This is a genomic window from Pedobacter paludisoli (genome assembly GCF_052344095.1).
GTDB lineage: Bacteria > Bacteroidota > Bacteroidia > Sphingobacteriales > Sphingobacteriaceae > Pedobacter.
The window spans coordinates 193,822-208,065 of the sequence record NZ_CP179926.1 but is presented as its reverse complement, the minus strand read 5'-3'; the positions used below and the strand labels follow the sequence as shown (position 1 = coordinate 208,065).

Below are 14,244 nucleotides of genomic sequence, written 5' to 3'. Positions count from 1 at the left end.
TCCTTTTAAGTTCAATAAAAAAAGTAAGAAAAGGACTGCGAAAAACGAAAGCTCCAATCAATAGGGTAATCGAAGTTATTGTATACATGGGACGATTTTGATAAAAAATTAGTTGATGAAAAAAATGCTATTCATTAGTACAATAACGCTCTTTTCATATAAAAATTACTGATAAGAAACTAGAGCGCTTTTAAAAAGGCATAAAGCTTCTCGGTTGGCAAGCCCATGACATTGGTATAAGAGCCTATTATTTTCTCTACCACGACCAATCCCCACCAATCTTGCACACCGTAACTTCCGGCTTTATCAAAAGGTTTAAATGCATCGATATAATACGCAATTTCATCCGCAGTTACCGTTTTGCAATATACTTCGGTTCGATCGTAAAACGAGTGTACTTTACCATCCTTAATCAACGTAACCCCAGTAAATACTTCGTGTTTATTCCCCGACAATTTCGCCAACATTTCTTCCGCATGCGCCCGATCTTGAGGTTTGCCTAATATTTCGCCATTTAAAGCGACAATCGTATCGGCTGTTATAACAATTTCAGCTACCGGAGGAAAAGCTTTTGCTTTTTTCTCGGAAATAAAAACAGCAATCTCATGCGGCATTAATCCTTCCGGATAGCTTTCATCCACATCGTGAATTTCAACTTTAAAATTTAAACCCATAAGGCCTAAAAGTTCGTGTCTGCGGGGCGATTTAGATGCTAAAATAATGGACAAATTGTTTAACATGTCGCAAAGAAAAGATAAAAAAAACCAAATACTGTCATGTCTGAGAAAAAAGTTTAAAAAAAACATCCTTACCAAAAAAGGCAAGTAAATTCACTAAAAATAAAAAGGCAACAAAAATTTGCTGCCTCTTTAAATCTTTGTATAACAGGAAGATTAGTTGTTTCCTTGGCCACCACGTGGACCAGCACCTTGACGACCTTGACCACCGCCATTTTTCTGGCGCTCTTCCATCTGTTTTTTACGCTCTTCTTGAAGCGCTTTAAAAGCTGGTTTTTGCTCCTCTGTTAATACTGCATCAATTTTAGTATTGGTTTCAGCATTCATTTTGGTCATTTTTTCTCTCATGCCGCTTCTATCATCACCTGCATCTTGCATCGCTTTCGCCATTGCTGCATTTTGCTCGGTGTAAATAGCCAAGACTTTTGTTTTTTGATCGTCAGAAAGTTTTAATTTCTCGGCTAACACATCCGTGTTTCTTTTTGCGCGTTCTTCTGGTGAGCCACCCATACGGCCTCCACCACCTTGTTGTGCATGTGCAAACGTTACTACTGATAGAACAAATGCACAAATCATCATTAATTTTTTCATGTTGCTTTTTTGTTTAATTTAACCTCCGCTGGTTAATTCACGGAAAAGTTTTTGTTGATTGTTTTGCTGATTGGATTTAAAATAAAACAAAAAGTTTAAGCCTCAAATTGTCACATCGCCGTTACAATCAATCTGAAAAAATAAAGCCTTCGTGTGCCTATTTTTTAGCTTTCCTTAAAGATAGTCTACACTTAAAATACCCAAGTTATAGCATATTAGATTTTTCTCGCGGGTACATTGTGCCAGAAACTTTATATTTTTTTACCTAGCCTATCCCCCTAATCATTCAGGAAACGTTGGTAGTATAAATGACGTAACAAATGAATAAAAGCATCCTGTTAACAAAGCCTATTCCAGCATTAGTACGGGTTAGTTGACTCAATTATGCAACTTTTTGACAAAATAGTATTAAAATTTCTGCCAATTAAAATGATATTTTTGGATACGTTCTAATTAAAAAACCAACACATACACATGAAGAAAATTGTATACTTCTCACTTGCCTCTTTACTGAGTTTGCCAGTGTTGGCCATCACGGCTTATGCCAAAACAAGCATGCGTATAGCTGTTGCAGAATCAATATATTCAAAAGCTACACGTACTTCGCGGTCCGAACTGATAACCATTCCGCTTTTAACAGAAGAAAAATTTCAGAATATTGTGGCCAATAATCTGAAAGGGTATCAATTACAAATAGCATCTAATTATACGTTCACTTCGATAAATGAGTTAAAGAAACTCCTTGCTGAAAAGAAAAATCCGATTCAACAATTAATTGATAAAACGAACAAGGCGTTGAGCACCCCCCTTTCTGCTAAAGATTTACTCATAGACAAATTTCCTAAAGCTTTTAATTTTCGAAAACCAGAGCAAGTAAATGAAAAAACTGACTTTACTACATGGGAGCAAGCAAATACACGCATGGATGGCATATTCGGAAAAGTATTAAATGAGGAACTAAGTCAGCTCAAAACAGCTTACAGTCAGAATTTTTTCAATCGGTATGCGCTCAACAACCCAACCAAACTAGTGGTTTTGCATTTTAATGGTCGAGGGAGAAATCCTGATTGGGAAATGGATCGTTTTTTTGCGGGACATTGGATGTATGCTGAAGGATGTAAGCCCACACAAAACATCACCGAGCAGGATACCGAAATAGCTGTACCAAGCACCCAATATTTTGAAACAAATTACGGCCTACATGAAGCTAAAAAGAACGACGATATTGTATTCGTTCCGCTTGATGACAAAGGAAACAAAATTTGGGAAGATGCAGAGCAAGTAAAGCTTGTAGCCATTGAAAACGGAAAAATAAAAGTACTACGAGGCCAATACGGCACTAAAGCAAGAAAATTTATCGCTGAAAAAACCTATCTAGCTCCGCATATTGTAGAAGGACCTTGGGGCCCGATTACCAATAACTTGATGTGGGCCTATAACTACGCTACAACTTGTCCAAAAGATAAAAATGGCAAGCAATGTACCGATATTCTACTAGCGGAAATGACTTCTTGGTTTCGTCCAGATGGAATTCTCTTTGCCTTTAACGGTATACAATTTGACGTTTCTCCTTGGGATGTAAAGCGCGCATTCTTTAAACGAGTGGCTGATGTAAATAATGACGGCAAGAAAGACGGCGGCTATATCAACGATCGAAACGTTTACGGCGAAGGTGTATTAAATTTTTACACCAAGTTAAAGCAAAATTTAGGTACCAATAAATTGGTTGTAGCCGATGGCGGCCTCGACGATAGCCAAAGGGCGGTGCATACCATTAACGGCATGGAAGCCGAAGGATTTTGTTCGTGGAACGATGTTTACAAAGAATTCTCCAAACCCGTAAACTTCTTCAGGTATTGGAGCAAATTCGGCCTCGAAGATCAGCTTTCTTACATCACCCATAAGGATAAAGATGCTAGCAATTTTTTAGAAGCGAAAAACCGCGAACGCATGGTTATTGCTACCGCACAATGTTTAGGTATAAGTTTTAATACTGGGGCAGGAACTACAATACAAGGCAACAGTAAAACGACCGAACTGATTGATGAATTACAAAAGGGAGAAGAAAAAATTGCCCATTGGTTAGGAAAGCCTATTGGAAAAATGATTGAATTAGGTAGAACAATACAACCAATAACTTTTGCCTTACCGCAGGCAAAAATTGAAAGCAACGATTTTAGCATTAGCACCACCAGTACCAACATACGCTTGAAGGCTTTACAAAAAGACCGGAGTGAGTCAACATGCACCATTAAAAACGTGCCGTTGCCAAAGGGCGATATACTCCTCTATTTTGATGCCAAAACTGCACAATCAATACCCGGTTTTACAGACGATGTTCCGCGGCATATTTCCATCAAATTGAATGGAAGAAATCCCGAAGAAAATACAGCAGACCGGGTACTTAACTACGTAAATGCAAAAGATTTCTCTGCATGCGGCTTTTATTTTAGAAATGCCGGCGATGTCACTTGCCAAATTGAAATAACACTGGAAGGAAACACCGATATAGAACTTAAAAATTTCAAAATCGTTAATTACCCACAAGTATTGGCCAGAGAATTCGAAAACGGGCTGGTGTTGGTAAATCCATCCTTAAACGATTTCACCTTCGATTTAAACGAGCTATTTCCAAACAAAAAATTTAAAAGGATTAAAGCTACGATAAATCAAAAAAACGAAAATAACACCGGAGAAGCTGTTCAAGATAAAGTTACAGTATCCAAACTGAACGGCTTATTTCTCGAAAAAGTCAACTAATTTAATATGCCATCCCCCCATGAATAAGCAATAACCTGAAAAAAGCACCCTGCATAGAATGCTCCTCAACTCTAACCAAAACCAATCTTCGATGAAAAAAATTGCTGCCCTACTATGCTTATTAGGCTATTCGTATGTCCTCTTTGCTCAAAAAACTTTCGATATAAGCTCTTCAGATCTTGTTTTCAAATTTCAAATTGAAAAAAACAACATTTTAAAAGAGCGCCTACTCCTGCCAAGTACCTATATGGGCAATATCATTCTTCCTGAAACGATAGACCAATCTGATTTACCGGTATCACTCCAACTTAGCGGCACAGACAGGCCAAGTCATCACGGTATTAAATTAGCTGGTGGAATGCCCGGCTTAACCTTAAAATACGACAAAAAAGAAGAGCAAGAAATGGCTTGGGGGAAACGCGTAAAAATCTTTTTAAAGGAGGATGAATTTAACTTACAAATTGTATCCTGTTACGATTTTTATCAAGGCACCAACACCTGCCGCCGGTACACACAAATTACAAATAATGGAAGCAAAAATGCAGACATCGAATTTCTCAGCTCCGCGATGATTAATAACATTGGTAACTTAGGTAAGCAAACATTAGAAGATAAAATACAAATTCATTGGGCCAAAAACAGTTGGAAAGCCGAAGGTCAATGGCGTACCGAAAGTCCATCCCAAGAAGGTTGGGGAGCAAACGGCATTTTCCAGCTATCAGGAATATTTCATTCTAGCATAGGTTCGATGTCAACGGTACAAGAATTACCCATGGCCATGATTGAAAACAAAGAAACAGGCCTTATTTGGTTTTGGCAAATAGAGCATAATGGGGCTTGGCATTGGGAATTTTCAAACGTACAATCACCCAAAAACTATCCAACACTAGAAAACAGCTCACCGACTTACGTATATTTAGGTGGGCCCGATGAGCAGCATCATCAAGCTTGGAAAACACTTAAACCTGGCGAAACCTACCAAACGGTTCCAGTAGCTATTGGATGTGTAAAAGGAGGTTTTGATGCTGGTGTAGCCGCATTAACCAAATACAGAAGAAAAGCACTCCTTAGTGCGAATAAAGACAATGTAGATTTACCGGTAATTTTTAACGATTATATGAACTGTCTGTTTGGCGATCCAACCACAGCAAAAGAAATACCTTTAATAAACGCCGCTGCAAAAGTCGGTTGTGATTATTTTGTGGTCGATGCGGGCTGGTACGCCGAACAAAACGAAACCTGGTGGGATGCTGTTGGTCTTTGGATGCCTGGAAAATCACGCTTCCCGAACGGTATTGAAGAAGTTTTAGATAGTATCAAAGCAAAAAAAATGGTTCCGGGTTTATGGCTCGAAATTGAACGCGTTGGCATTAACTCCCCTTTAAAAGATAAACCCGATACATGGTTTTTCATGCGACATGGAAAGCGTGTAATGGATCATAAGAGCTTCTTTCTTGATTTCAGAAACCCCGAAGTGATAGACTATGCAACCAAGGTAATCGATCGATTGGTTAAAACATACGGAGCTGGCTATATTAAAATGGATTACAATGCCAATGCGCTCATGGGGACGGAAACACAAGCAGAAAGCTTTGGTCAAGGCATCCTTGCACATCAACGCGCTTACTTATCGTGGATAAAAAAAATGTATTTAAAGTATCCCGAATTGGTAATCGAAAACTGTGGAAGTGGTGGAGTACGAATGGATTACGCCATGCTTGCCGTACATCAACTACAATCATCCAGCGACCAAACCGATTACAAAAAATATCCTTCTATTTTAGTAGGCGAAATGGCCGCAGTGCTGCCTGAACAACTTGCTGTATGGTCTTACCCTTTAAAAAATGGAAATAAATACGAAGCCGCCTTTAATATGGTTAATAGCATGTTATGCAGAATACACCAGAGTGGGCACTTGGCCGAACTTCAGCCAGAAAGCTTAGATCAAATAAAAAATGGAATAGCGATTTATAAAAAAGAACTGGCTCCGGTAATTCCAAAAGCAATTCCATTTTTCCCCTTGGGTTTTACCAAAATTTCGGATATCCTATCTCCTGCAGCAGTTGGGCTCGAATCTGAAAAAGCCGACTATTATGCCGTTTGGCGATTAGCTGGTTCAGAAAATGTTTCCATTAACATTAAAAACAAAGGGAAAGCGGAAATTTTATATCCCATAGATTTAGGGGTAAAAATAACGCAGAGCGATAAAAGCTTTACAATCAATTTCCCTCAAAAATACAATGCCGTTATTATCAAAGTAAACAAATAAAAGATCTAACCAAATAGCCTATATGAACAAGATAGCCATCCTATTCTTAAGCATAGTTTTGCTAACCGCAGCGGTTAAAGCACAACAAAACGAGAAATCACGTCCCAATATTCTTTTTGCTATCGCAGATGATGCTACCTACTTACACATGAGTATATATGGATGTAAATGGGTAAACACGCCTGCTTTTGATCGTGTTGCTACAAACGGTGTGCTTTTTAATAAAGCCTACACCCCAAATGCAAAATGTGCCCCTTCAAGAGCCTGCATTTTAACGGGAAGGAATTCTTGGGAATTGGAAGAAGCAGCCAACCACATGCCCTTTTTTCCAAGCAAATTTGTATCCTTCCCAGAAGTACTTGCCAATAACGGATATCAGGTAGGTTACACCGGAAAAGGATGGGCTCCGGGTGCGGCGAAAAACGCCGATGGTACGCCGCGCGATCTTTTAATAAAACCCTACAATGCACTCCAATTAGATGCACCAACCAAAGGCGTTCATTCCGATGATTATGCTGCAAATTTTAACACCTTCTTGAATCAGCAAGCACAAGGCAAACCATTTTTCTTTTGGTACGGCGGATGGGAACCTCACCGCCCCTATGAATTTGGCTCGAGTCTTAAAAACGGCAAAAAATTATCCGATTTATACGATGTATACGCGATGTGGCCAAAGAACGATTCCGTGAAAACTGACCTTTTAGATTATGCCTATGAATTAGAATATTTCGATAAACAATTACAAAAAATGATCGACAATCTGGAAGAAAGAAAACTTCTTGACAATACTGTAATTATTGTAACTGCTGATAATGGAATGCCTTTTCCGCGAATTAAAGGCCAAGAATACGAATACTCTAATCACTTGCCTTTAGCCATTATGTGGCCAAAGGGGATTCAAAAAACTAAGCGTCAAATTGATGACTTCGTAAACTTCACAGATTTGGCACCTACCATTTTGGAAATAGCAGGCATCAAAAAGGAAAATAACAACATGCAGCCCATACGAGGCAAAAGCTTGGTAAACCTCCTACAATCCGATAAAAGTGGCCAGATTGAAGCCGGTAGAGATCATGTTTTAATTGGTAAAGAAAGACATGATATTGGCCGACCAAATAACGAAGGATATCCTATTAGAGGTATTTTTAAAGGTGATTATTTATATCTGCACAACTTCAAAATAGCTAGGTGGCCAGCCGGAAATCCCGAAACTGGTTACCTCAACTGCGATGGAAGTCCAACAAAAACAGCCGCATTAAATACATTTGGCACGAACCAACATACAGTATGGCAACTTAATTTTGGCAAGCGCCCACAAGAAGAATTATACAATGTGAAGACCGATCCGCTCTGTTTGAACAACTTGGCAATGAACACTGAATTTAAAAAGACTGCTGAAAAACTGTACAAACAAATGGTTTCAGAACTATCAGCACAAAAAGATCCCAGAATTTTGGGCAATGGAGACATCTTCGACCAGTATAAAATAGCACCACTAAAATATATGAACTATTACGAGAACTATTTATCTGGAAAATTTACCGATGAGCTCTTTTGGGTAAACAAATCGGATTACAGACCCGAACAGGCAAAAGAAAACAAGTAATGATAGGTATATTATCCTTTTACTAAAAGAAATTTCTAAAACCAAAAAATAAAAATCAGAAATGAATGGACCATTTTTTGGAAACGTTAAATCCAACCCCTTAACAGACACATAAATCATATGATTATCAAACAACTAAAAAAAAATCCCTTTTTCTTTCCGCTATTCTGGGTGCTTTTTCTTTTAATAAGTACAGCTTTTAGAGATACCAACAACATCGTACTGGAAAACAAAAACATTGGTAGAACCTTTTCGGTAAAGCAAAACAGCTGGTTTACCACTACTCTGGTGAACAAGAAAAATGCGGCAGTATTGCACCCAATAAGTTGCGAAGAGTTTAAAATCCGATTATCAAAAGGAACAGATAAAGTTGAAGCAGATATAATCCTTTCCTCAAAAGATTTTCAATTTATTTCGCAAAAATTACTGCAGGAAAAAGAAACGCAACGCCTTACTGTTTCCTTAAAAAATAAAACCTTGGGATTGGATGTTACCCTAATATACGAATTAGGCAACAGCGATTTCTTTATGCGCAAACACATCAAGCTGCAAAGCCACACAGCCTTAACCATCGAAAGAATTGATGTTGAATCGATTTCTTTTGCAGATGCCTATCAACCGTATACATTAAGTTCTATTAGTACGAAAAGCAGTGGAAAACCAAATTGGAAACCCGGCTTAGGCCAGCCCCTGTACACCAAAACCAGTGGAACATTTTGGGGAATCGAATTTCCCGCAGCAACCAATTATGTTGAAAAAAAACAATTGAACTGCGGTTATCTTGTCGGAAAACAATTGGAAAATAAAGCACCGTACACTTCGTACAAAGCGGTGGTTGGTGTTGCGGACGATGCTGCCTTTATAGACGATGCTTTTTTTAATTATATCGATAAAATTAGAATTCGCCCATTGCGTTTGCAAGTGCAATACAACTCTTGGTTCGATTTCGGAAAATCGGTCAATCAAGATTCATTTTTGAAAAGTGCAGCCATCGTTCAAAAAGAATTAGTTGAAAAAAGAAACTGCCGTCCCTTAAACGCTTACGTTATTGATGATGGCTGGGAAGATAGTTTTTCGCCAACATCTGATTGGTCTATTGATGTTTGGAAAACCAATGAAAAATTTGATCAAGATTTTCATACACCTTTAAACAAAGTTAAAAGCTATCGATCAACCTTGGGACTGTGGTTAAGTCCTGGCGTGCTGTTTGGATCAAGTAGAATGCTAAAATCAATGAAAAACCAGGGTTATGAAACCTTAGAAAACTCCATGTCTCTTTCAGGTCCTAAATACATGACAGCCCTCAAAAAAAGGCTTTTAGCGTTAACTGAAGAAGGAATTTCATATTATAAATTTGATGGACTATTTGGCCATCTCCGCCAGCGAGACTTTGAATTAAAAGGACGTGGAACGGCATCTATGCCCCAATTAAATCTTGAAGGAATAACACCAGGAGATACCACGCTGAATAATTCAAAATACGACGAACTCAAGACCTATTATTTAGTTTCGGGCACCGAGCGGTTGATGGATATATTTGATTCAATGGCTAAAATTAATCCAAACGTTTATATCACCATTTCAAATGGTGCATATTTAAGTCCTTGGTGGCTGCAGCATGTAGATGCTTGCTGGATGATAAACGCCGGTGACGCGGCAAAAGGAAGTGGAAGAACGGAAGAATTAACCTATCGTGATGGAATCTATTACGAAATATGGAAAAAAGAAAAAACCAAATTCCCCATGAATGCCCTTTTTAATCATGAGCCAAAAAAAACTAATCCAAAAGAAGATCTCAACGCAACAGATTTTCAGAAATATTTGTTAATGAATTTTTCAAGAGGAACAGGTCTTTTAGAACTTTATTTAAAAACAGAGCTATTAAGTCAGTCTGATTGGGATGTGCTAGCGAAGGGCTTAAAATGGACCTACCAAGTTTTTCCAACTTTTAAACAAGTGCAAATGCACGGTGGTAACCCCGCTAAAAAAGAAACGTATGGCTATACCGCTTGGAATGAGAACCAGGGATACATTTCATTTCATAACCCTTCGAACGAGGTGATCCGTTATACCATTAAGCTGAATAAAGATATAGGCGTAACGCCCAACGCTAGCACCTATTTTCTCTCTTCGCCCTTAAGCGAAAACCTACAGTCGCTTGCAAAAACCTATAAATTTGGCGACACCATTGAATTAACCTTACAACCAAAAGAAATAAAGATGCTAAACTTTAGTACCAAAGTACTCAACTGGAATCAAATTTTGAAATAACAAACCCCTTTTTATCCTTCAAATAACCCAAAAAATTAGCCCCAGAAATACGAAAAGTTAACAATTTCCTTTCGTATTTTTGGGGCTGTTTTCATTCAATTGCATCGGTCCATCCAAAAACCGCAGGGACCCGCCTTAAAACTTCTTTGGTTATAAATACAAATCGTACAGCGGTTTATATGTATCACGAATTTCCTTAACCGTCATTAATTCTTGTCCTGAAATTAATTTCTCAGGTGTTTTAGGCGTATGAATCCACTGAAGTTCCCAGTTGGCAAGTTCATCGTAAAATGGATTGGCGCGTAAGGCTTCTCTACCATGAACATTTTTTAGCTTTTCTTCGGAATACACTACATTTTCATCTAAATTCTTCTTCAAAAAAGCAAAGAATTTTTGCCATCGAGGCAGGTAATAATTGCCTATTAGCCCACCCCATTCTCTCCACGAGTAATCAAAAATTACCGCATCCCTATTCCCTTCTGGTCCCCATTGGGTAAGCAGCATACTCGCGTTATAATCATATAGATTTTTCTCTTCAGGAGTTGTTCCCCAAGATTGTGCATCTCCTACCCACTTGTTAAAATTTAATAATGGGCGGGTTTTTGTTAAACGGTCTGCATCCTTTAATAAGGTTAAAAATCGTTGCGTATGTAATTCGAATTCTTGACTGTTTTTTGCTTTATATGCAGTGCTAATTTTGGCATCGATAGCTTGAGCCAAATTGCTTAAAATTTGGCGCTGAATATCAACGATATCATATCGATAGCCTTCCGATTTGTATAATGTGGCGTCTGACAACAATAAATCTACAACTTTTATTAAATCCCTTTGGCTATACGGAATTTTAAAACCCGCGTTCGGGCCTGATTTTTTAGGATCAATAGCTGGACGCGCGGCAATCATGGAACTATTCTCTACGCCATTTGTACCCTTTTTATATGCCGCTGCAGCCAAAATTTGAATGGCTTCTTTACCGGCTTTGCTTTCATTTCCGTATCTTCTGGTTGCATAACTATTCAACCAACTATCCAAATTAATTGCTGTTGAATGAAACGGCATTTCAAAAGCCAAATCGTAATATAAGGGGTTTTGCATGGTCCCTTCCATAAACAAGCCACTTCCTACTGCATTTGGCAATTTTTCGTGAATAGAAGCAAACTGATTAGAAGCTAAAAGGGCAATATCACCGTGCAAATTTATACGGTTGCCGAAATTATGCAAGTTGCCCACAACAAATGGGTACCCCCAAAAATTTTGGTTGCTTTTATATTTTAGTCCATTCAAATCGAGAATAAGTAATTTCGATTTTTCAACTGCTGTAACAATTTTCTTGTTGATACTCCAAGCTTGCATCACCCATATTCCGTCCTTATCGTTTGCCGCCATTAAATTATGAATCGTTTTACCAACATTATCTAAATACAAGCTGTCGGTACTTGGAGCTGCACTTTCGTGAAATGGATCAGCAGCGTAAAAACCATGGTTCCCAAACAATTTTGCTTGTTCTTCCAAAAATATCTTTCCAAATTTTGCGAACAGCGGGTCCAATGGATCTAATTGTGCACAGCCTTCAAAATTACACCAGTCTTTGGTTTTAGCAATTTTTGCATCCGGAAATTTTGTCTTAAACGAACGTGGTACATAGCCTGAAAAGCCTTGTTGAATCGGTTTCATACCCAGCTCTAATTCTCGATCCATAATTTGCTTCCCTAAAATGATGTGGCTATCTATCCACGACTTTGGCAAGGGTCCTCCAAAACTCTCAATATTTGTCATCCACTGCCAAGCCATAAAAGCTGGACCCACTAAAAATTGTCTTGCTTCTAAATCTGTATAGCCAATTTTTAGCAAACTGTTATACCAAACGGCCTCTAAGCCTACAACAGTTAAGGGCATGTTGATCCCGTTCATGGCCAGAAAATCGAGTTCTTTTTCCCATCTATTCCAATCCCACCATACCATTGAATAGCTAAACGTGCAATAATTAAACATCACCCTATAATCAGGTTGAATCGCTTTTGCAATTGTCGTTTTAGGTAACGGCAACTGTTCTGGCAACTGCATTTGGGAATCGTTCCACGAGATATTAGCATTGCAGGTATATTTGAGATACCAATTTAATGCTGAGGCAAGGGCAATGGTAGAATTCCCCTTTAACAGCACGCGGTTTCCTTTGCTAGATATTTCAAATGAGTCTTTTTTTGATGGAGGAAGGAGCCCCAAATCTATTTGTTGATACTGTTTGGGCAACACTCTTTTTAATAAGTTTTGCGCACTACTGAGGGTCGATTTATTTTGAGCAAAGCCATCTTGAACGATGAAAATTGCAAACAAAAAAATCACACTAAATTGCATGTGTTTCTTCATGAGAATTAAAATAATTGGATATCCGTAATTATTTTGAATCTGTTCTAAGAGCGATAATCACTCTGTGAAAAGCTTTAGCCACTGTTTCAAAATAAAACGCCAAAATACAAAAAAAATCAACTCCAATAATTACGAATATTCAAAAAACGAATCGCTCATAGTTCTTAACCATTTATTCTTTTTGATTCCAAAGAACATACGGATCTTTATAAAAATTCATTTGATGAGACAATAGTTCTTCCATTTCTCGAAGTTTAGAGGAATAGGCTGGATTATTGGCTAAATTTGTTTCCATTTTATTTTTCCGATGGTGCTCCGGTAAATATTCGTTTGGATTTTCTTTGATATTAAACAATTGCATTTTTCTAACAGAACCATCCAAAACATCGTATTTAATAAGTTTCCAATCACCTTTTTTAACGGTTCGAATACCGGGTTTTGTGCCACCACTATAGGCGCCATATAAAACTTCTCTACTCGTTTTTGCTTTCCCAAACAAAATTGGTGCAAAACTAGTGGCATCAACTGTTTCGGGTATTTTAATCCCTGCCAAATCACAGAACGTTGGCAATACATCCATCAAATAAATATTTCCTTGCACTCTTGATCCCGGTTTTATACCAGGGCCTTTTACAATAAACGGCACCCGAAAAGAATGCTCGTACAAATTTTGTTTCCCCATTAAACCATGCTTACCAATGGCAATTCCATGATCAGATGTATACACGATATAGGTGTTTTCCAATTCACCCATTTCTTTTAATTTTTGCAGCACGCGTCCTATTTGGATGTCGATATTTTCACTACAAGCCAACTCGCGTCCCATTTCATTGCGCACGGTACCCTCATCTCGATGTTTCCACACACCTGATACCATCTCTTCATCGCGCAAACCAGGCTGTATTGGAAAAGGGTGTGCTGAAAGATAATTCGGCGGCAATGCTGGTTGCTTTGCATTGACTGATGGATGCCCGCTGCGATCGGTAAAATTAACTGCGCCATATTTTTCCAATAAATGCTCCTTACCATTACGAGGATCATGCGGGTGCGAAAAACCGAAATAAATTAAAAAAGGTTTCTCCTCTTTTTTCGACTCACGGATATTTAAATAATTTAAAACTTGTTCTGAATGCCAAGCACTTCCATTCTGATCATTACCGGCTCTACTAACTGATTCAAGATTAACCGTAAACAATGCATTAGCCTTTGCATAACTATTGTTTGCCTTACAGGTACGCATGGTTGCATAACCTGCTCGATTAAAAACCGCAGCCATACTATTTTCTTCTAAATGATTGGGAACTAAGGCAGCATTTGTAGCATTAGGATTTGCAGGATTGGGGAATTTCCAAAGCGATCGGCCAGTCATAATCATTGAACGAGAGGCTGTGCAAACAGCCCCAGTCCACGACCCCATCTGGTAAGCACCATCGAAAACCATTCCTTCTTCCGCCAGCTTGGCAATATTTGGCGCATCTAAAATAGAAGAAGGATTATACACCTTCAAATCAGAAGGGGCTTGATCATCAACCAAAATAAACAAAATATTTGGCCTTTTATTTTTTTGGGCAGAGCTGTTTATACTTGTAAAAATCAAAAACAGCGATAAAATTTTACATAAGTTACGCTTCGTCATTAAGTTT

General features: G+C 38.3%; 8 protein-coding genes. 4 read left to right on the top strand and 4 right to left on the bottom strand.

Going from position 1 to position 14,244, the window contains the following annotated elements; genetic code table 11:
- Positions 1-179 precede the first annotated feature (179 nt).
- The gene (locus ACJVDK_RS00795) at positions 180-740 is read right to left on the bottom strand and encodes a Maf family protein (RefSeq protein ID WP_443938420.1); all 561 of its coding nucleotides are present in this window, start codon (positions 738-740) and stop codon (positions 180-182) included.
- Positions 741-893: 153 nt separating this feature from the next.
- Positions 894-1,328: a DUF4890 domain-containing protein gene (locus ACJVDK_RS00790; RefSeq protein ID WP_443938419.1), complete on the bottom strand. Its 435-nt coding sequence runs from the start codon at positions 1,326-1,328 to the stop codon at positions 894-896.
- A gap of 474 nt (positions 1,329-1,802) precedes the next feature.
- Here ACJVDK_RS00790 and ACJVDK_RS00785 point away from each other — a divergent pair, with 474 nt between their 5' ends.
- The 4 genes from ACJVDK_RS00785 (at position 1,803) to ACJVDK_RS00770 (ending at position 10,234) form a co-directional block, all read left to right on the top strand.
- Positions 1,803-4,088 (top strand): hypothetical protein, encoded by a 2,286-nt coding sequence (locus ACJVDK_RS00785; protein WP_443938418.1) that lies wholly within the window; start codon positions 1,803-1,805, stop codon positions 4,086-4,088.
- A 91-nt stretch (positions 4,089-4,179) separates the two neighbouring features.
- The gene (locus tag ACJVDK_RS00780) at positions 4,180-6,357 is read left to right on the top strand and encodes an alpha-galactosidase (RefSeq protein WP_443938417.1); all 2,178 of its coding nucleotides are present in this window, start codon (positions 4,180-4,182) and stop codon (positions 6,355-6,357) included.
- 22 nt (positions 6,358-6,379) lie between these two features.
- Positions 6,380-7,963, top strand: coding sequence for a sulfatase family protein (locus ACJVDK_RS00775; protein ID WP_443938416.1), 1,584 nt, complete (start codon positions 6,380-6,382; stop codon positions 7,961-7,963).
- A gap of 120 nt (positions 7,964-8,083) precedes the next feature.
- Positions 8,084-10,234: a hypothetical protein gene (locus ACJVDK_RS00770; protein WP_443938415.1), complete on the top strand. Its 2,151-nt coding sequence runs from the start codon at positions 8,084-8,086 to the stop codon at positions 10,232-10,234.
- Positions 10,235-10,384: 150 nt separating this feature from the next.
- On the opposite strand, the gene ACJVDK_RS00765 is transcribed toward ACJVDK_RS00770, so the two are convergent.
- Entirely contained in the window at positions 10,385-12,601 is a 2,217-nt protein-coding gene (locus ACJVDK_RS00765) for an alpha-N-acetylglucosaminidase (protein ID WP_443938414.1), read from the bottom strand.
- 172 nt (positions 12,602-12,773) lie between these two features.
- The gene (locus ACJVDK_RS00760; protein WP_443938413.1) at positions 12,774-14,237 is read right to left on the bottom strand and encodes a sulfatase-like hydrolase/transferase; all 1,464 of its coding nucleotides are present in this window, start codon (positions 14,235-14,237) and stop codon (positions 12,774-12,776) included.
- Positions 14,238-14,244 lie beyond the last annotated feature (7 nt).

Bases quoted from the DNA above. Each gene is read 5' to 3' on its own strand.
- ACJVDK_RS00765 (WP_443938414.1), bottom strand. From the start codon at position 12,601: ATGAAGAAACACATGCAATTTAGTGTGATTTTTTTGTTTGCAATTTTC.
- ACJVDK_RS00760 (WP_443938413.1), bottom strand. From the start codon at position 14,237: ATGACGAAGCGTAACTTATGTAAAATTTTATCGCTGTTTTTGATTTTT.
- ACJVDK_RS00770 (WP_443938415.1), top strand. From the start codon at position 8,084: ATGATTATCAAACAACTAAAAAAAAATCCCTTTTTCTTTCCGCTATTC.
- ACJVDK_RS00775 (WP_443938416.1), top strand. From the start codon at position 6,380: ATGAACAAGATAGCCATCCTATTCTTAAGCATAGTTTTGCTAACCGCA.
- ACJVDK_RS00780 (WP_443938417.1), top strand. From the start codon at position 4,180: ATGAAAAAAATTGCTGCCCTACTATGCTTATTAGGCTATTCGTATGTC.
- ACJVDK_RS00785 (WP_443938418.1), top strand. From the start codon at position 1,803: ATGAAGAAAATTGTATACTTCTCACTTGCCTCTTTACTGAGTTTGCCA.
- ACJVDK_RS00790 (WP_443938419.1), bottom strand. From the start codon at position 1,328: ATGAAAAAATTAATGATGATTTGTGCATTTGTTCTATCAGTAGTAACG.
- ACJVDK_RS00795 (WP_443938420.1), bottom strand. From the start codon at position 740: ATGTTAAACAATTTGTCCATTATTTTAGCATCTAAATCGCCCCGCAGA.